The organism is Paenibacillus sp. JZ16, assembly GCF_015326965.1.
GTDB lineage: Bacteria > Bacillota > Bacilli > Paenibacillales > Paenibacillaceae > Paenibacillus_AQ.
Window position 1 is genome coordinate 2,711,665 of record NZ_CP017659.1, and the last position, 19,653, is coordinate 2,731,317.

16 protein-coding genes are annotated in these 19,653 nt (G+C 49.4%); 3 read left to right on the forward strand and 13 right to left on the reverse strand.

From position 1 onward, the window contains the following. Positions 1-16: 16 nt before the first annotated feature. The 5 genes from BJP58_RS12200 to BJP58_RS12220 form a co-directional block, all read right to left on the reverse strand. Complete coding sequence (locus BJP58_RS12200; protein ID WP_194544143.1) at positions 17-1,279, reverse strand: M20/M25/M40 family metallo-hydrolase; 1,263 nt, start codon at positions 1,277-1,279, stop codon at positions 17-19. Positions 1,280-1,700: 421 nt separating this feature from the next. Then, entirely contained in the window at positions 1,701-3,971 is a 2,271-nt protein-coding gene (locus BJP58_RS12205; protein WP_194544144.1) for a glycoside hydrolase family 95 protein, read from the reverse strand. A 29-nt stretch (positions 3,972-4,000) separates the two neighbouring features. Continuing rightward, a complete protein-coding gene (locus tag BJP58_RS12210) occupies positions 4,001-5,020 on the reverse strand; it encodes a zinc-binding alcohol dehydrogenase family protein (protein WP_194544145.1) in 1,020 nt (339 codons plus the stop codon). Next, positions 5,020-5,985: an aldo/keto reductase gene (locus BJP58_RS12215; protein WP_194544146.1), complete on the reverse strand. Its 966-nt coding sequence runs from the start codon at positions 5,983-5,985 to the stop codon at positions 5,020-5,022. The genes BJP58_RS12210 and BJP58_RS12215 overlap by 1 nt, the downstream gene beginning before the upstream one ends. Before the next feature lie 74 nt (positions 5,986-6,059). Beyond that, complete coding sequence (locus tag BJP58_RS12220; RefSeq protein WP_194544147.1) at positions 6,060-6,905, reverse strand: amidohydrolase family protein; 846 nt, start codon at positions 6,903-6,905, stop codon at positions 6,060-6,062. Positions 6,906-7,058: 153 nt separating this feature from the next. Here BJP58_RS12220 and BJP58_RS12225 point away from each other — a divergent pair, with 153 nt between their 5' ends. Then, complete coding sequence (locus BJP58_RS12225) at positions 7,059-7,919, forward strand: AraC family transcriptional regulator (RefSeq protein WP_194544148.1); 861 nt, start codon at positions 7,059-7,061, stop codon at positions 7,917-7,919. A gap of 9 nt (positions 7,920-7,928) precedes the next feature. Here BJP58_RS12225 and BJP58_RS12230 read toward each other — a convergent pair whose 3' ends face one another. Together BJP58_RS12230 and BJP58_RS12235 are read right to left on the reverse strand one after the other, a co-directional pair. Then, positions 7,929-8,357 (reverse strand): protein-tyrosine phosphatase family protein, encoded by a 429-nt coding sequence (locus BJP58_RS12230; protein WP_194544149.1) that lies wholly within the window; start codon positions 8,355-8,357, stop codon positions 7,929-7,931. A 59-nt stretch (positions 8,358-8,416) separates the two neighbouring features. Then, positions 8,417-10,678 carry a M20/M25/M40 family metallo-hydrolase gene (locus tag BJP58_RS12235; protein ID WP_194544150.1) on the reverse strand — a complete coding sequence of 754 codons (2,262 nt, stop codon included), beginning with the start codon at positions 10,676-10,678 and terminating at the stop codon, positions 8,417-8,419. A gap of 41 nt (positions 10,679-10,719) precedes the next feature. Here BJP58_RS12235 and BJP58_RS12240 point away from each other — a divergent pair, with 41 nt between their 5' ends. Beyond that, positions 10,720-11,031, forward strand: coding sequence for a hypothetical protein (locus tag BJP58_RS12240; protein WP_194544151.1), 312 nt, complete (start codon positions 10,720-10,722; stop codon positions 11,029-11,031). A 14-nt stretch (positions 11,032-11,045) separates the two neighbouring features. Here BJP58_RS12240 and BJP58_RS12245 read toward each other — a convergent pair whose 3' ends face one another. The 4 genes from BJP58_RS12245 to BJP58_RS12260 form a co-directional block, all read right to left on the reverse strand. Next, positions 11,046-12,272 (reverse strand): copper amine oxidase N-terminal domain-containing protein, encoded by a 1,227-nt coding sequence (locus tag BJP58_RS12245; protein ID WP_194544152.1) that lies wholly within the window; start codon positions 12,270-12,272, stop codon positions 11,046-11,048. A gap of 259 nt (positions 12,273-12,531) precedes the next feature. Next, positions 12,532-13,401 (reverse strand): SDR family NAD(P)-dependent oxidoreductase, encoded by an 870-nt coding sequence (locus BJP58_RS12250; RefSeq protein WP_194544153.1) that lies wholly within the window; start codon positions 13,399-13,401, stop codon positions 12,532-12,534. A 45-nt stretch (positions 13,402-13,446) separates the two neighbouring features. Then, positions 13,447-14,397, reverse strand: coding sequence for an NADP-dependent oxidoreductase (locus tag BJP58_RS12255; RefSeq protein ID WP_194544154.1), 951 nt, complete (start codon positions 14,395-14,397; stop codon positions 13,447-13,449). A 174-nt stretch (positions 14,398-14,571) separates the two neighbouring features. Beyond that, complete coding sequence (locus tag BJP58_RS12260; protein WP_194544155.1) at positions 14,572-15,330, reverse strand: SDR family oxidoreductase; 759 nt, start codon at positions 15,328-15,330, stop codon at positions 14,572-14,574. Positions 15,331-15,512: 182 nt separating this feature from the next. Between BJP58_RS12260 and BJP58_RS12265 the strand changes: the two genes are divergently transcribed. Beyond that, positions 15,513-16,151, forward strand: a complete 639-nt coding sequence (locus tag BJP58_RS12265; RefSeq protein ID WP_194544156.1) for a TetR/AcrR family transcriptional regulator — start codon at positions 15,513-15,515, stop codon at positions 16,149-16,151. A gap of 241 nt (positions 16,152-16,392) precedes the next feature. On the opposite strand, the gene ilvB is transcribed toward BJP58_RS12265, so the two are convergent. Further along, positions 16,393-18,123: a biosynthetic-type acetolactate synthase large subunit gene (ilvB, locus tag BJP58_RS12270; RefSeq protein WP_233355057.1), complete on the reverse strand. Its 1,731-nt coding sequence runs from the start codon at positions 18,121-18,123 to the stop codon at positions 16,393-16,395. Positions 18,124-18,990: 867 nt separating this feature from the next. Next, on the reverse strand, positions 18,991-19,602 hold the full coding sequence (locus BJP58_RS12275; protein WP_194544157.1) for a TetR/AcrR family transcriptional regulator: 612 nt from the start codon (positions 19,600-19,602) through the stop codon (positions 18,991-18,993). Positions 19,603-19,653 lie beyond the last annotated feature (51 nt).

Genomic DNA, 19,653 nt, shown 5'->3' on the forward strand with positions numbered 1-19,653 from the left:
GTCCTCTTTTCTGTTCTTAGTTGGAGCTAACTATCGATGCAAGGAGCTGCTCGTATTCGGCAAATGTACGACGGTACAGCTTCGATCGATCGATACGTCCGCTCATTCGCTCCAGCACCTGGGTTAAAAATCTCGGGAACACTTCATAGATAAACTCGGGATCGATATCTTTGAAATCGTCGCCGTGGATCGTCCCCGTAAAACCGCTGTAGCCGATTTGAATGCAAGGCATCATGAAGGCCAGATCACCGATATCTCCTGCCGCGCTGATGGCGTTATTGTTCCAAATACGCGCGATCTCCTCGTTATCCTGGAACGCCTCCATCACGAATTCGGACAAATACCGGTCCTGAACGAACGGCAAATATCCCATCTGCGTCTTAATCTCGACCTCGCCTTGAAGGGCCAGCGCGCTGCCCTTGGCCGCATCGTCCATCTTGGAGGCCGCTTCCTTCATATAGTCGACCGACTGGGTGCGCAGATCGCTGCCCACCGTAATCCGGTTGGGAATGACGTTTGTCGACATGTCGGAGTCCAGAACGATCGGATTCATGCGAACCTTCTCACTGTCCTTCATTTGCTGCCTGCTGAGCCCTAACGCCACATTGAACAGGGTTGACATGCTGTAGGCATTTTTGGCGGAGAAAGGATCGAAACCCGCATGGGTTGCTTTTCCGGTAAACGTATAATGCTTGTATAGGAATCCAGCCAGGTCGCAGTTGATTTCGATCGTGCGCTCTGCAAACTCACCACCCATGGCGTGCACGCATAACCCGATGTCGATATCGTCGAACACACCGAGTTTCATCGCTTCGGGTTTCCCCCCGTAATAGGAGATCTTACCGCTGGCAAGCAATTCGTCCCTATAGGCGAGATCCAAATACTCCTCAGCCGGAATAAAAATAAACGTTAAACTATAATCAAGGGCTTCGTACGCCTTTGATTCAACATAATGTTTGTACAAAGCCAGTGCGATCGCCACCTGCGTATAATGGCCGCAATTGTGTGCCGCACCCGTCTCCTTATCCGATTGCCAATGCGTTGGAGCGTAAACGGCGTCCAATTCAGCAATAAAAGCGATATTCAGCGGCTTGCCGCTGCCGAGGGTTGTCCGAAGCCCGGTTGTACTGAATGATTGCAGCTCGATATCCGGATTTACCTTCTTCAAAAATTCGGTCACTGTTTGATGGGTCTTAAATTCCTTGTAGCCAAGCTCGGGGTTATTGAATATGGTCCGTCCAACGCCTGCAATTTCTTCGTACTGTTCTTTAAAGCTCATAGCTGCCTCCTTCTTGATGAAAATAATCCTTATGTTATTTTAATTCTCTTCATTATGTCAATAAAAATCACGTTATATTATTTTTCTATAGAGGTAATTATAATTTGATATAACTCAACCCTCCCGCAAAAGGATGAAGATCGCCTGGAATTCAAAGCCTATTTTTTGCCATTACGAAAAAATTAAACCTATTTTTCTGTAAAGCGCCAAAAATATCTGGTTTTAGCTTCGGTGTAAGAAAGTAAACATGGTACGTTTCATCACAGCTCAGGAACCAAAAACCCTTGATGATATACCATCAAGGGTTTTCATATTATGGAGCCTTGGAGGATCGAACCGCTGGCCTCAATCTTCAGATAGCGAAGTCTTGGTGACATTTGCTTTCTGCCGCCGTTCCAAGAAGGACTCCCAATCCATATGTTCATTGTTTATGATTTATCATTACATTTCTTTCGAACGTATACGTCTTACCCGCCTCAGCGATAAAGGAGACGGGAGCGAAGCCGGGAGCCTCGATCTCGCATGGCCCAGACACTGTGCATTCTACGACGACTTCTGAAATCTTCGATTCTGCCCACTTGAAGCTGAACGTGAATCCGCCGCGTGCGCGCAGCCCCTTAACCTCGCCTTCGCTCCATACGTCCGGAATCGCTGGCAGCAACCGAATGATGCCGGCATGGCTTTGCAACAGCATTTCCGCGATACCGGCAGTTCCGCCGAAGTTTCCGTCAATCTGGAACGGAGGATGATTGTCAAACAGGTTGGTCATCGTAGAATGTTGCAGCAGTGCCATCACGTTGTCGTATGCGAGCATCCCGTCCTGGAGTCTGGCCCAGAAATTGATGATCCAGGCCCGACTCCAGCCGGTATGCCCCCCACCGGAAGACAGTCTGCGCGTCAATGTGGTCCGTGCGGCTGCGGCTAGATTAGGCGTGCGCTCGGTCGTGAACGCATCGCCAGGATACAGGGCGAACAGATGAGAAATATGGCGATGACCCGGCTCCTCCTCTTCGTAGTCCTCCATCCACTCCTGGATTTGTCCGTATTTGCCGATCCTCGGCTGCGGCAGCCGTTTCAGGGCAGTTTCCAGTTCGTCCTTGAAAGTCTCATCCTTCCCAAGCAGCTTCGCGCCCTCGATGCAGGCGCCGAACAGCGCGCCAATAATCTGAAAATCCATGGACGCGCCTGCACATAACACGCCCGCTTCCCCACTGGAAAGAATATATCGATTTTCGGGCGAGACGGATGGGCAAGTAATGAGCCTTCCCTGCTCGTCTTCGACCAGATAATCGAGCAGAAAGAGTGCAGCTTCCTTCATCGTATCGTATGCTCTATCAAGGAATGTGAGATCTTGCCCGAATCGGTAATGTTCCCATAAATGCAGACAGAGCCAGGCCGCACCCATTGGCCAGAATGAAGCCGGCAAATACGTATCCTGCGGCGCCGTATCCGCCCAGATATCGGTGTTGTGGTGGGCCGTAAAGCCGCTGCACCCGTACATCACTTGTGCGGTTACCCTGCCCGGCTCCCGCATGCGCTCGATGAGATCGAACAGCGGCTCGTGACATTCCGTCAGGTTGCAAAGCTCTGCGGGCCAGTAGTTCATCTGAGTGTTGATATTGATCGTAAATTTACTGTCCCACGGCGGCGTGAAACTGTCGTTCCAGATGCCCTGCAGGTTCGCTGGTAGTGAACCGGGACGGCTGGACGCAATAAGCAGATACCGGCCGTAATGAAAATACAGGGCGACCAGGCCATGATCCGTTTCGCCCCGCTTTACGCGATCCAGCCGCTCGTCGGTAGGCAGCCCGGCCAGCTCGACACTTCCCGGCAGCGACAGATTCGTACGGCCATAAAGTGACTGGTAATCGGCAAGATGCCGCTCCAGCAGCTCTGAGTAAGGTTGATTCAGCAGGCCACTCAGATGCGACCTGCAGTGTGCGGAGGGGTCCGTTTGGCGGAAGGTCGTTGCCGCAGCAAGGAACAATGTTACGGAATCGGCGTTCTCGATTACAAGATGCTCACCGATCGTCTGGGCGGTGCCTCCGTTGCTAACCGCCTTCAAAGCGGCGCAAAAAGTGCTTCCGCCCTCCCCCCCGCTATGTCCGGTCATGACCAGTCCGTCTTCGCCCCATTTCTCGGTCTTCTCCAGGTACCTCCATCGACCGCGATTAAAACGAGCCTTGAACGAAATCGCGCCAATTTTATCGGCTGATAGTCGGATGACCAGCGCTTGATCGGGATAGCTAGACAAAACTTCACGTGTATACATGATATCTCCGATCCGGTAACGCACCGTGACGGTTCCGCGTTCAAGATCCAGCTCCCTGCTGTACTCCATGCAGGGCTCATCCTGACCCTTAAACATCAGGAGAAGATCGCCTAGCGGAAGGTAGTGGCGCTGCGTTTCCGGAAGTCCGGGAAGGGCTAGCGAGGCCAGCTCCTCCGCTTCCTTCAGACGCCCCTCCAGGATCAGTTTCCGCAGCTCTGTCAAATTGGGTAGCGCGTCCGGATTGTTCCGGTCTCGTGGGCCTCCGTACCATAGGGAGTCCTCGTTGAGCTGTAAACGCTCCGCCGAGACTCCCCCGAAGACCATCGCCCCCAGCCGTCCGTTGCCTACCGGCAGCGCTTCGTTCCATTCCTTCGCGGGCTTTGAATACCACAAGCGGTGTTCCTGTAACCGGTTGTCCATTCCTATCTCTCCTCCTCCTAAAAATGGTTTTAGTTGATCTCTACAATGGCTTTGATCACGCAGGTTTCCGGCTTCAGCCAGGCGTCAAACTGCTCTGTCATCCGATCGAGCGTACAACGGTGCGTAATATAGGCGTTTAGATCGACTTTTAAGCTCGTCACCGCGTCAGCCACACGTCTGAAATCTTCCCGTGTAGCGTTACGACTGCTCAGGAGCGTTAGTTCCCGCGCGTGAAAATCAGGATCGTTAAACGTAATATCGCCATTCACGAGTCCGACGTAAACAAGCGAGCCGCCGTGACCGACCAGCCCGAATGCATCCGTCATCGAACGCAGGTTACCTGTCGCGTCGATGACCACGGACGGCAGTTCTCTATCGTTCCATTCGAGAAGGCGATCTTTCGGACTTTCCGTCACAAGAACGGTATGTACTGATTTGGCCCAGGATTTGGCGAAGGCAAGACGGTCTGCATTCACGTCCATCGCGGCCACCTCGGAACCGGAAGCTGCCGCCATCGCCATGACACCAAGTCCGATTGGCCCGGCTCCAATTACTAGTGCACGCATGCCGGGATGTAGACCCGATCGGCGGAGGGCATGCGCGCCGATCGCCAGAGGCTCGAGTAGAGCCGCCTGATCCAGTGACAGCCCTTCCATCCGGAATAGATGGGAGACGGGAACAGAAATCCGCTCGCGCATGCCGCCATCCAGATGCACGCCCAGCACGCGCATGCTGCGGCAGCAGTTCGTTTTACCGCTTAGGCAGGCGCCGCAATTGCCGCAGTGCAGGTACGGAATCATACTGACCTGATCGCCCACTCTTAGCCCTTCCGGATTATCACCAATCTCTTCGATTACTCCGGAGAGCTCATGCCCGAGGATGCGAGGGTAAGTAAAATAAGGCTGGTTTCCCTGGTATGCGTGCAGGTCCGTACCACAGATGCCGATGCGCCGAATCGCGACGATCGCCTCTCCTTCGCCCCTAACTGGCTCGGGTAAATCCTCTCGATAAACCAGCCTTCCGGCATCTTCGCAGACAATCCCCTTCATTACGCCCGCCCCTCTTTCGCTTCCGTCCGTGGACTGTCATTATACTCAGGCAGTCCGCTCGCCCAGGTCCGATTATGGACCGTAGCGAGAATGTCCGACACTTCACCCAGCAGCTCCTGGTCCATCGGTTCTTCGACCCACCTTGCGTTCTTGACGATGTTATCCGGATTGGCCGTGCTCACCAGCGTCGTCGGGATGCGTTCGTTAGCGGTTGAGAACTGCACGGCCAACTGGGCGATATCGTATCCGCGGGAGGCACAGTGTTCGGCCGCCTTCCTGCAGGCAGCTTTGAGCTCGGGATCGGCCGGGTGCCAGTCGGCAGTTTCTCTGGTGCTCAGCAGCCCCATGGAAAGCGGCGAAGCATTGACCAGGCCGATGCTGCGCTCCTCCAGCAGCGGAATCAGATCAAGCAATGAGGTATCGTTGAGAGAATAGTGGCAATAAGACAGGATCGCGTCCACTTCAATCTGCGGAAGCATCTGCTCGAATAGTTTCAGTGGAAGTCCGCTGACGCCTGTAAAACGGATCTTCCCCTGCTCCTTCAGCTTGAGCAGTGCAGGCACGGCCTCCTCTAGAATGATGCCGGACGGCACGAATTCAATATCATGCAAAAAAAGAATATCGAGATAATCCGTGTTCAGTCGCCTCAGGCTTTCTTCAACGCTGTCAAACATTCGTTTCGCAGAAAAATCAAATGTATTCTCACCGTATCGCCCCGCTTTGCTCGATAGCAGGAAACGATCTCGCGGAAGCTCTTTGATCGCCTGGCCGAGTACGGACTCCGCCTTGGTCAATCCATAGTAAGGCGAAACATCAATATAGTTGATGCCTGCGTCAAGAGCAGCATGCACCGTCTTAATGCTCTCGCGGTCTGACGTTTCCCGGAACACCGATCCTAGCGAAGAGGCGCCGAAGCTGAGGACCGACACCTCGAGTCCCGTGCGCCCCAATTTTCGAAACTTCATTTTGCTTTCCCTCCATCCATTCATATTGGTGATTCTTTTCCAGACTTTTTTGACCGATTACCCGCATTGTGAGCTCAGGTTCTAAACGCTCGAAGCTTGTAGAACTCTTTCGCATTGACTCCGAACAGCCGCGACTGTTCCTCTTCTCCCCAAGACTTCGGTAGAGCCCGCCGAACAATCTCTATAACCTCGTCGTACCCTGCAGCAAGCAGGCAGACTGGCCAATCGCTGCCAAACATGACTCTGTCTGGGCCGAATGTCTCCAGAATGTGCTGGACATAGGGAGCGAACTCTTCATAATTCCAGCTTTCATGATCGGCTTCCGTCACCATCCCCGAGATTTTGCAGTGGATGCCTGGAAACGCAGCAGCCTGGCTCATCGCCTCTGTCCATGACTCCCATTCATGGCTTCGGATCGACGGCTTTCCGATATGATCAATGACGCCCCTCAGGTTTGGAACCTGCCTCAGCAGCTCCAGTACTGGCGGGAGCTGTCCAGATACGATCAACAGATCGATCGGAACATCATCCCCGGCGTAGCCTTTAAGCGCTTTCACAAATGCTGGCTCCAAAATTCGCGCTGCGTCGGGCATGTCCTGGATCATGATACGAAAGCCTGCAAATTTCGGGTGGCGGCTGAATCTCTCGTAATGCAGTCGATGGTTCGGGTCGAACAGATCGAGCCAACCTACGACGCCAAGTATGGAAGGCGTCTGTTCAGCCAGCCTCAGAATAAAGTCTGTTTCCGAGACAGTCGGGGCGGCTTGAACCAGGATCGTACCATCCAGCCCATGGACGCGTAAATGCGGCTCCAGATCGGCTGGCATAAAATCGCGGTAAAGCTTCGGAATCTCCGGCGTAATCCATCCGTAATCCCCGCGTGCGATAGACCAGTAATGCTGATGGGCATCGATTCTCATGTTAAACAACCACCTCGTTATCTCCATGTCATTGGGATCTAAGCTTGAATACCCTTATTGTATATTCCGTTTTATGATATTGTAATGTCTAGAACAGGCATTTTTATATCCTTTTTTGATATGAACAAGCAGCCGAAAAGGAGGTCTCCATCCATGCAGCCCTACCGTAAATCATTTGCAGGAGATCCGCTGTTTCCGTTTGAAATTGTGTATAAGACAATAAAATACCCGGACAATGAACTCCCCGATCATCTGCATGATCATTATGAACTCGTTTATGTGCACAGCGGCCAAGGGATATTTTTCATCGACAATTGCTGGTACCAAAAAAGCGCCGGCGATCTGTTCGTCATCCCCGGCAACACGATCCATCATTCCCTGCCGGACCTTGAAGACCCGATCGTCTCATCGGCGATATTCTTTGCACCGTCTCTCATTGCCGGGCCTTCGCTCGGCGACGGATACTTCCCGCTTCAATGCTATGAAATCGCCCGCAAAAAAAAGCAGTTCAAGATTGGACTGGCAGGGTCACTGCGAATCGCTGCCGAAATGGCAATCAAGCAAATCGCGGACGAGTTCGCGAACCAAGAAACGGGATACCGTGAAGCCGTGCTGCTGACGATCGGCCAGTTACTTCTGCAAATTAATCGTCATCTCCTGACCGATGAAATAACCCAGCACGAAAGCCCGCGGATTGGCCCCTCCTGGATATTGCGGGCTCTAAAGCGGATTGACGAGCATCCCGAGCGAGAGATTCATCTGACTGACCTTGCAAGGGAAGCCTGCGTGTCGCCTTCTCACTTCTCCAGAGTGTTCCGGCAGTTAACTTCACTGAACGTTATAGGCTACGTCAACACCAAACGAATCATTAAAGCCAAGGAACTTCTCTTGTTTTCCGACGAGAATGTGAATGTGATCGCAGAGAAATGCGGATATGAGACGCCTGCTCATTTTTACAGAGTATTCAAATCGTTAACAGGAGAGACGCCCGGCCAGTACAGAAAACGGAGCTAAAATAACTCCCTATTTGAAACGAGAGACGAAGCGGCGCTGCCAAGGCGTCTCAACAGCACGTGGAGTGTAGTGCTCCCGGACATAGTCGACAGCTTTATGATGGGGTACTCCATCAATCACAGCGAGACAGGCTAGTGCAGTCCCCGTTCGTCCAATCCCTCCCCCACAGGCGATTTCGACCCGTTCCACTTCAGCCCGAGTCCATGCTTCGCGAAGCGCGTCAGCGGCTGCAGCCTTGTTTTTGGGCAGCCAGAAGTCCGGCCAAGGAATCCAGCGGCTCTCCCAGATAACGGGCGCTGGTTCTCGCCCGAGCAGGTAGAGTGCAAAAGTGGGTTGAAGCCCTGGGGGAAGTGGACGTCTTAGTGCTCGGCCGCGGACGAGTCGACCTGAAGGAAGGCGCAGCACACCTTGCGATTCGGGGTTCCATGTATCATTCATAATGTCACTCTCCTTAGGTATCATTTATCTCAAGAATCAGGATAACTTCTTCTTAAGGATCAATAAGTGACCCGTTTGATCACCAAAATACTTTCATCAAACAGTCCACTTGTCATTAGATGAGGTGGACGTTTGGAGCGAATTTCTGGATCAGGATGTTGTTCAGAACCAAAAGTAAACGCTACGGGTTGATTCCCTTTAACCTCTACAATGACATCCAAACCTTGTTTTGGAATTCCTGCTTGTTTGTAATAGAAAGTTTCCATTGATTTAGGTATGGTAAAGGATTCTTCACCAACTTTTATTTTTTGAACGCGACCACCAGGAATAGACAGATACATGTTTTGCACATCTGTTCCACCTGTAAATCGAAAATGAATCATTTTATTCCCTTGTTTTTCCTCTATCTTTACTAGCTTTATTGGTGGCATTTGATAGTTTCGTACAGGTGCATTTCCTACCCATGCTTTTTTATCATAGTTAAACGGTAAGATAGATTTAATATTGGAAGTATTCGTTGAAGTTATATATTTCTTCGTCCAATCATCTGGTGGTTGGGTTGTAACCCACTTTGCTTGTTTTTTATCCTGGTCCACGACATAGAATAGGTTACTATCTATAGGTCGATCTGCACTTGGGTTCGCTCTGAAAAAACTAATCGATAATATTACTGCCGCGATTCCTATCAGGGTATAAGGTACCCATCGTCCTAGTTGGAATAGCTGTTTACATTGCATGAACAACAAAGCTAAGAGCCAAACAAAAAGTAACATGAGATAAGGTACAAGACTGACCGGAAAGAAGGTAAAAAGCAACTTGAGCAGTGGGACGAACAGTACTATGGGTAAGAAGGATATAAGGGATAACACCCATGTATTGGTATTTATTTTATCCATTTTATTCTTCCATACCACCCACCCAAGTATCAGTAATGATACGAGCAATGGCCAAGCAAACAGATAGCTGGCACCAGGCAGAAATTGTGTTAACAAAATGAGAAATATGACACCAAGAAAGATCGCCGACAAAGTCATTTCCCATTCATTTACGGAGCGTAATTTCCTCCAGATAAGGAAACAGATAGATGCCGTGATTAACAGAAATGCCCACTGATAATAAAGACTGTCATATACTGCACCACTAAATAAAGTCATTTTTTCAGCCCAAAGTGCGTTTACCCCCATCCAAATCAGTACCGTTGCGATGATCGAAGAAATGACAGTTAACAGGATAGCTAGCAAACTGATTCCTAACCCTTTGAAAGTGGCGCACTGTTTCTTTACTGCACAGATCGTAACCATTGCAAATAAAAGTACAATCAGCCCTGTAAGGGGATAGACCCAGTAGTAAGAGTAGGAAATGACTACCCCAAAAAAGTTAAAGTAAACGGCATTCTCTTTCTTAATATCATGTAACTCCAATTGACCGAAGTGCCTAGCCATGGCTAAGGCATTTTGCCCTTGGTGCTCTAACGAACGTATATCTAGGTGTTTGACATCATCATGTGGTGTATGGTATCCGGTCCATCCATCACCATAAGCAAAATTCAATCCGGGTATTTTATTTTCATTGGAAACCGTTAAATCCGAGTCGTTTGGCATGATTTCAAACAGATTTCCTAGTAAGGATGAAGTAACAGGATTGGGGGCTGCTTCGGCAAATTCTTTTACCATCCAACCGTTTTGATCACTGGTTTGGAACATGATAGACGGACCACTTGTTCCTCTTGCCTCGAAATTAATGATGAGATCCATTTTTTGTTTATGATTTGATTTCGTCCAAAATTCCTTTGCTCCCATTAATCCTTGCTCTTCGCCATCTGTAAACACAAAATAGATATCATTTTTCAAAGGAGGACCTGATTTTAATACACGTATGGTTTCTAATAGAGCAGCTACTCCGCTTCCATCATCACTAGCTCCCGGTCCTTGTTGAACAGAGTCATAGTGTGCAGACATCATCATTGCATGATCACTGCTGGTACCTTCAAGTTTACCAATCACGTTGTACATATCTCCGCCAGTCAACATTTTGGGGTATAGGGAAGCATGATTGGAATGTTCGATTTCTGGTCTCAATCCCATTAATTCTAGTTGTTCAACAAGATAATTTCTTACTTTTTCATTTTCTGCCGATCCGCTTGGATGAGCTGTCTTTGCGATGTGGTTTAAATGTTGGACAGCACGATCTGCTGAGAAATTTTTCGAGATGTCCGCCTTCTTATCTGGACTGGGTGGAACAATGGTATACAGGCTGATAAAGGCAAACAAAAATATAAATGATATGACCGTAATGGCTTTAAAATTTTGATTATTAGTCATGATTAATCCCTTCTTATTGTTACATGGTTGTAAGTATCATAATGAAAAAAGAAAAAGACAAACCAATGGTTTATCTTACAGTTACCTTACTTTACGGTAAGGTAGGTTATTTAGAAAAAATTACGCACGGTCCTCCCTTTGCCAATAAGGAAGGTTTTAATTCCGAACGAGATCCGAAAAAAAAGACAACCCTAATGGCTGCCTTCATTCAATCGCTATTTGGCTTCAATGGCCGCGTCGTCTTCGAGCACATACCGAATGACTCTGCGCTCTGGTCAGAAATGATCAGCATTCAGCTGCCCCCACCAAGTGCGCTCAAACGGCCCGCAGCTGGCGAATTATGTTCCTTATGAACAGAATCAGCTTCTTATTTCATGTCCTGCCAGCTTTTGAAATCGTGAATGGCAAAGCCGGCATAGCTTGCGTAGTGCGCCAATTGATTATGGGCGGACTGAAGCTCCTGTTCCATCATTTTATTACTTATGGAATAGAATGAGACCCTAGGACCCTCTGTGCTTTTGACCGTTTCAACAGCAACAACAATTTTCTTCTTTAGGGTGGAGGCTTCTCTCAGCATGACCTGCGCATTTTCCACAATTCCATTATTGCCTAACGCATGATTCCGATAATTCATGATGACGAGGCAATCGAACTTCTCCAGCATCCATGCACTCATACTGTAATTCTTCCCGGGTACATGAATCGTATTAAGCCAATACGGAACGTCCATCGAAATTTTCAAGCCGCTGCCTTTCGTTTCTTTTTCGATCAGTCTCATATTGTCCATCCAGCTTTCAAGAATCGCTTTGTTGTGCTTTGTCCATTCGCTTAGCGCATAAGGTTCAATATCGAAATGCAGTCCCGTAAAGCTTCCTTCCGGGCCAACAGAGGAATTATAGGTTTTAACCCACGCGATGAAATTCCGAATATCCTCCTGCTTAGACTCATAGACCCATTCGGGTCGCCCCTCAAGTGCTTCCACTTGAATTCCTTCGTTTTTGGCTTTTCGAATAAAGCCCTCATATATCGCTGGATCGATATCTCTATCCACCTGCAGGTAAATGGATGTCACACCCTTCATTTTGGCGAAGCTTATCATTTTCTCTTGATCCTGTTTGATGATGTGACTGTCCCATATCCATGTTCCTTTCGGAACATTGGCCACGGAGGTCATAATGCTCACCAGATTGCGCGCGGGCTGCCACTCCACATTTGCATGCAATACTTCACTAATAAAACGCACCGGAACCATCGTGCGGCCTTTTTTTAGCGCCGCCGCCCCCTCGAAATCAACTCTTTTTCCATTCACCAGTGCATGATTATCGCCAATTACCAAAATAATCGTGTCACGGTTAAGCGAGATCGTAATTTGTTTTGAATTTCCGTCCCATTTCGTAGCAGCTCCGAGCTTGTCGGATACAAAAGCAAGTGGAACCATCGTAAGGTTGGATCTCCGATCGACGTAGGGGTGCTCATCCGGGAATTGTACATCACGCCCATCCACAGATATTCGGACTTCAGAAGCGTAAATAGCGGGGGTAAACGCAGCTAAACTTAGCATGATAGCTAACGTGCATACTACCAATTTTCTCATGGGTGATTTCCTCGTCTTTTTGATATTGTTCTTTTCCTTACTGTGCACGTGTTGTCACATAATGAGATTATACGGGATGTAATAATTGGTAACAAGAGATCAACAGGGGAAAAAATATGCAGATTTAATTGCTGAGGCGGATCTTCATGTTGGGTAAATAAACGAAAAGCTCAACCAGTAAAAACTGACTGAGCTCATAAACAGAATGACTTCGAACGAACTTCAGAAGATGGCCTTGTAAGCAACAATCTTATGAAACTCAGCCATTAACTGGAACATTCCCTCCAAGAAATTCATGGCTATATATATCGGATACTTTTTCCAGCACACGCTGCGCATGTTCCGTAAATTTCAAGTCTGCAATCCGATCTTTGAACAGAAACACGCCGGTCTCATTGCTGTTTTTGCCCAGAGCTCCCTCATATAATAGATTGGCTCCATGAGTTGGCGGAGAGGAAAAAAACTTCATAAACAGTTCAAACCCTGCGGTCAGTCCGGAATCCTTTCCTTTTCTTAGCGTGTTGTTAATGCCCGGGTCAACGCTGCGGATCTTGATGCCTTCCTTTGCAAGCTGCGGTGCGACGGCTTGGGTCCACAACGAAAGAGCCAGCTTTGAAGTCGCATATGGTCCATACATTTTGCGGAAGGCTTTGGGATGCTCCAATTTTTCGATCGTAAACTCCTTCGTAAATCTAAACACCTGCGACGAAGTGTTTATCACCGTTTTTAAGCTGCCGTTATAGAGCAGCTCCTTCAATTCCATCAGAATAATAAAAGGAACGACCGTCAACAATTCATAATGCAATTCGCGGCCTTGTTTCGAATAGCGCAGCTCACTTAAGCCTCCTCCGGCGTTGTTAAACAAAATATCGATCCGCTGTTCCTTGCTTTTTATTTCTTCCAAAGCGTGTCTCAAGCTGCCATAATCGGTGAGATCCTTCACTTTATAGGCTCGGAGCCGTCCGTCCTTGAGATGATTTTGGAGGAATATATCGTCCGCCGGAAAATCCGACCGGTTCAAAGTAACCACCTGCCAGTTCTCCGACAGCATTTTCCGGGTCAATGCCAACCCGATCCCGTTACTTGCGCCTGTAATCACTGCAATATGTTCTCGTTGGTTCTTACTCAATGCGTATCCTCCTTCATTTAGAATTTCATCGGTTATATGTGCTCATCAGTCAGAGTCGGGCAGGAGGATCAGTTTGCCGTGGGCACCCCCGCTCTGGCTGATTTCGACAGCTGAACGCCATTCGTCGAGTTCGAAAGTCTTCGCGACCGGAATCGTGAACTTGCCGTCCGCTGCGTACCCAGCAAAGTCGCCGACAACGTCATAACGTGCGGTATGCAGTTCTCCATAGCTGGTGCGAACGCCAAGTTCAGCGGCTGCGGCGAAATCGCTGACGGTTAGGACATGCTGGGGATGCCCGTTGACGATTTGGACCAGATCTTTCAATGAACCGCTGATTGGCGCGGTATCCAGGGCGAGATCAACCGGCTGCTTTGCCAGTTCGGTCACTCGTTCGACCATTCCATCACCGTACGACGTCACCAACGCTCCCATTGAGCGGAGCTTGTCGGCGTAGGTGGGACCAGCGGTTGCGATCACGCGGGCACCGCGCATGAGGGCAATTTGAACGGCGGCGAACCCTACCGTGGTGCCGGCTCCGTGCACGAGTACGATCTGACCCGATTTCACCCCAAGAGTATCAATGCCTCGGTAAGCGGTTTCGACTGCCATTGGCAACGCTGCAGCTTGAACAAAGTCGAGTCCGGCCGGCATGCGGAACCAGTAGTACATAATAGCTCGGTCGGACGCACCAGCGCTCGATCCATTCATGAAATCTGCGGCACCCAGAACGGAATCGCCGATGGCAGCATCGGTTACGCCCTCTCCGATTGCGTCTACAATACCTGCCACGTCCAACCCGATTCCGCGAGGCAAGGGCAGTTGACCGGCAAAGTGGCCTTGGCACGTCACCCAGTCAACCGGATTTAAGCCGCAAGCGCGTACTCTCACGCGAATGCGTCCCGGCCCTGGCTCTGGGATCGCCACCTCCTCCAAGCACAAGACATCAGCTGGTTCTCCGTATTCGTGGAACCGGATTGTCCGCATGGTATTCTCCATTGTGATGCCCCCTCTATTTTGCTCTGATAAAAATCATGTTCTCTGTAATTTCGAACGGTCTTCCAAGGAAAACAACGAAATCCTAAACTATAAGTTACTAGAAGGCAGGGTGTCATGAGGTGAAGCTATGCCCCCTGCCCTCGCTTTAAGAGTCAGGTGTGCGAACGGAGGAGCTTAGATCTGGGAGCCGCCTCCATCGACAGGGAACTCAGCCCCGGTGGTATAGGTGGCCTCAAATGCTAGGAATGCAACAGCCTTGGCTACCTCAACTGGATCGCCTAAACGCAGCATTGGGATCTGCTGTCTCATCTGTGCCTTTGTCTGCTCGGCAGCTTCTTCCGGCATTGACTTTTCCATGATACCTGTGTCAATGACGCCGGGGCTGACTGCGTTGACGCGAATATTTCGAGGTAATAACTCGCGCGCCAGACCTCGAGTCATGGAGCGCAGCGCCGCCTTACTAGCTGCGTAAGCACTGAGCATTGGGAGACCCACTACGTTCACGATTGAGGTGGTAAGGACTACCCCGCTACCTGAGCCTAGCAACGGAGCGAGTTTCTGCACGGTAAAGTACGGTCCTTTGGCATTGATTGTAAGTATCTCGTCGTATTTTTCTTCGGTCATTGCCTCGAAAGGGACAAACCCCGTGACACCAGCGTTAACGAACAGGGCATCTATTGTTCCAAACTCAGCCTTCACTCGATCGGCTAACGCGGCAATATCGTTCAATGAAGCGGCATCGCTTAAGACCGCGATTGCGTTGTTGCCGAGTTGTTCACGAGCCGCATCCAGCGTCGCCTGAGTACGTCCAGTAATCAGAACGCGCGCGCCTTCATCCACTAGCAACTTCGCCGTCGCAAGGCCGATTCCGCTGCTGCCTCCCGTGATCACGACCTTTTTGTCAGCGAATTTGCCTTTACTGAATGGTTCCATTTGAATCGTCCTCCCTTTGGTTAATCCGTAATCGGATGATTAGGTACAGGACCGATTATATAGCAATAGATTTAATAAGTAAACTCATTTTATTAATTTTGTTCATTTAATTAATTTAATACATGAAAGGCAGCAAGTTTGTTATAATAAGTTCGAGAGGCATTAAAGGGAGGCACTTATCCGTGAGAAAAGCCGTGAGTGTAGAGACATATGTAGAAAAAATAAAGCCCGTTATAAGAAAAACAAAATTCAGCCAACTGAAAGTCGACGATCTCGCAAAATATATGGATATCAGCAAAGTGACACTATATAAGCATTTTTCCTCCAAAGACGACATCATCGAACAAGTCGTTGATTATTACATTGATTATTCGAAGAAGGCCGACACCGTTGTCAAAGACGATTCCGTCTCTTTTTTGGATCGTTTTCAATTAACATTTTTACAATCTTTGATGTGTGCCGCGTATATCTCTGATTTGTTCTTGCAAGACCTGAAGGAATTTTATCCGCACCATTTTGAGAATCTGTCCGTTGCCCTACAAAATCGGAATAAAAGCTTACAAACTTTTTTTGAATCCGGTATGGAGCAACAGATTTTCAACAGATTGAATGCCGTATTGTTTATGGTTCAAGATGACGCTGTGCTGCGACGCTTTATCGAGCCGTCCTTTTCGATTCAGTATGATATCACCTTGAAACAAGCGATAATGGATTTCTACTACATGAAGCAGTATCAATTGCTCAAACCTGAATATCTGAAAATCATAGACAATTCCAATATTGAAACGAAGATCGTTCATATTTTGCAAGGCATTTCATAAGTGAAGCGTCCATATCCGATTCCGTTGTGGACTACATTACTTCAACAGAAACGGCAGCCGATCGTCTTGCCGGCTGCCGCATGTTTCCGAACTATCATCCCCGTTAACTTAATGAGTTAGCACATATCCTCAACAGAATTTGTACTTCGTACTTTCGGAGCTGGACCAGCCAATCCCCGCCGCGTTCCATGCCTGAGCACCCGTGGGAGCGGGGCCAAGCGTACGACTCTCTTCAACGCAATTATTCGTCGTACCCTAGAATCATTTGGTCCAGCGGCGTGCCGGCAAGCACCATGGGGTATACGTTCTCATTGGTCGGGATGACGAACTCGACGAGCACAGGTCCTGTCGTCTGCAGCGCCTCAAGCCAGACCTTGGAGGCTTCCGCCTTGTTCGTTGCTCTTAATCCCTTGATTCCGTATGCTTCCGCAAGCTTGACGAAGTCCGGACTGCCGGAAAGATCAATCTGGCTGTAGCGTCGTTCGTACATCAATTCCTGCTGCTGCTTAACCATGCCGAGCACCTGGTTGTTCAAGACCACGATCTTAACCGGAATCTGATGAATCGCGCAGATCGCCATCTCCTGCGCGCACATCTGCATGCCCCCGTCGCCGTTGATCGAGACGACGAGACGATCTGGATTTCCGACTTTAGCACCGATCGCAGCCGGGAAGCCAAAGCCCATCGTGCCAAGACCGCCCGACGTGATGAGTGAGCGAGGATGCTTAAAGCGGTAAAACTGGGCGGTCCACATTTGGTGCTGGCCTACATCGGTGGTGATGATCGCATCTCCTTGCGTCGTCTCGCTAATCATCTCGAGCACATATTGCGGTTTAATGACAGTATCCGAATCGGTATATCGAAGCGGATGCTGCACCTTATACGCTTGAAGCTGCTCAAGCCAGCTGCACGTCTGGGCTGCTTGCGCTTTCGTGTTCGCATAAACCAGCACGTTTTTAATATCGCCGATGCACGCGAGATCTGTCTTGACGTTCTTGCCGATTTCCGCCGGATCGATATCGATATGGGCGATACGTGTGGCCTGAGGCGCAAACCCGTCCAGCTTCATCGTAACCCGGTCATCGAAACGCGAGCCGATCGAAATAATGAGATCCGCATTCTGCACCGCCATGTTCGCCGCATATACGCCATGGTGTCCGAGCATGCCCAGCCACATCTCGTCATCGCTCGGAAACCCGCCGAGGCCGAGCAGAGTCGTCGCGACCGGAATCCGCGTAGTGTGGACGAATTTGATCAGCTCCTGGGAGGAGTTCGAATAGACAACGCCGCCGCCCGCGATAATAACCGGCTTGCGCGCTTCCGCAATCGCCTGAAGCAGCGCATCTATTTCTGCCGGATTCGGTTCCGGGGCTCCATGGTATCTGCGCAACCGAACCGTGTCCGCTGGACGATATGCCATCCGCTGATTGGTCACGTTTTTGGGAATATCGATCAAGACAGGACCTTTGCGGCCCGTATTCGCGATATAGAACGCTTCATGAATGATGCGAGGAAGGTCGTGTACATCGCGAACCGTGTAGCTGTGCTTCGTAATCGGCATCGTGATGCTAATAATGTCCGCTTCCTGAAAAGCATCCGTGCCCATGACATTCGTAGATACGTTCCCCGTTATGACCACCAGCGGCACCGAATCCATATAGGCGGTTGCGATGCCGGTCACCAGATTTGTTGCTCCTGGACCGGATGTCGCGATGCATACCCCAACCTTCCCCGTCGACCTGGCATAGCCGTCCGCCGCGTGAATCGCGCCTTGCTCGTGCCGGGTCAAGATATGCTTGAAGTCAGGCTGATGTACCATCGCGTCGTAAATGTAGAGCACATTTCCTCCCGGATAGCCGAATACGCACTCCACGCCCTCCTGCAGCAAGCCGCGTAAGAGTACCTCCGAACCGGTGATATATTCCTCTGATGACGTCGTTGTTTCATTCGTCATTCCTAATTGCTGTTCCATTGGGTAGCCTCCTTCGTTAAAATAAAATCCCCTCTCCTCCTAAGCAAGCTGACAGCAGTCAGCTCATACAGGGACGAAAGGGGATTTTTTCGCGGTACCACCCAAGTTTGCTGCCACCCTCGCGAATGCAGCCTCATGAGGTAAGGCCGATGCCTTACCTGCGGCGCGTTAACGAGCACCATTTCGGTTAAGCCTACTTTCGGGCATGGCATGAGACCAGCCGCTTTCGGTTAACAGCTCCGAGACGACACCATACAAGGGGTTAAGGCAAAGGTTTCAGCGTTTCCTCTGCTCTCTGGGCATAAGCGCCATTGTCGGCTTTCTCTTCATCGCCTGCTGGTATTAAACAAATAACCCCTTCCTTCCCAAGGCTCATAGCAGCTGCTAGAAGCCTTGGGACGAAAGGGGAATCGCGGTACCACCCAAGTTTACTGCAACCTCGCAATTGCAGTCTCATGAGGTAAAGCCGATGCTTTACCTGCAGCATGTTAACGGATGCCAGGTCGGTTGATCCTACTTGCGGGCGTGTTATCACGCCTTCTACGTTCAGTCAACAGCTCCGAGACGACACTATACATGCGTTACGACGGAGGTTTCAGCAATCCCTCTGCTCTCTGGACATAAACGCTATTGCATAGCCTTCTCTTCTTCGCTATATTTGGATTTTTCTGATAATAGCACAGACTCGATTTTTTTTCAAACCGAATGATTTATCTCACCTCAAAGCGAGGCAACAGCAACTAGATCAAGTAATCCTGCCCATAAGCAGAGCGAGGTCGCCGATCGATCCACTGTAACCTCCTCATGTTATATTTATTGAGTTCTTGTACCCGTTAAGTTTAACCTCTTCATGCTCCAGATGAGTATTCAAGGTTTCGAAAAATATAAAATTGCCGGCAACGCCACATGATCAACAATCTCTTCCAATTTCTGATGCGACACCCATCCATTTTCAAGCAAAAACGTATAACGAATTTGCTCAAAAAGAATGAGTTTGGTCGCTTTAGGTGGGAGCTTTGTGATTTCTCCCCGTTGTACGGCCTGTTGAAGAACGTAATCCATAATCTTAATATTGGAAGCCGTTGCTTCGGCCAACATCTGGCTTGTCCGTTCTCGCTCCTGCTGGTTAATCATCTCGGAAAACAGCATTTTAAATAATCTAAACGGTCCTTGGTCGGACTCCAAAATAAAATGCTGACCAACAGATACTAAATGATCACGGAGACTGCCTTCGTCAAAATCCAAATTCTTGAATTTCTCTTCCGATTGTTGCATCCGTTGTTGGACAGCTGCAAACACTAAATCAAACGGAGTATCCCAATAACGATAAACCACCGAACGACTGGTATTCGCCTCACGAGCAATACGCGCAAAATTAATCGCGCTGTACCCTTCCGTCTCCAGCAGACGATACGTTGCTGCATAAATATCATTTTGTAGTTGGTCGCCGCGGCGGCGGCTTTTATTTGATTCCGTCATCACTCTTTCTCTCCTTGTACGTTCATTATACAGCAAACTGTATCTTAAATA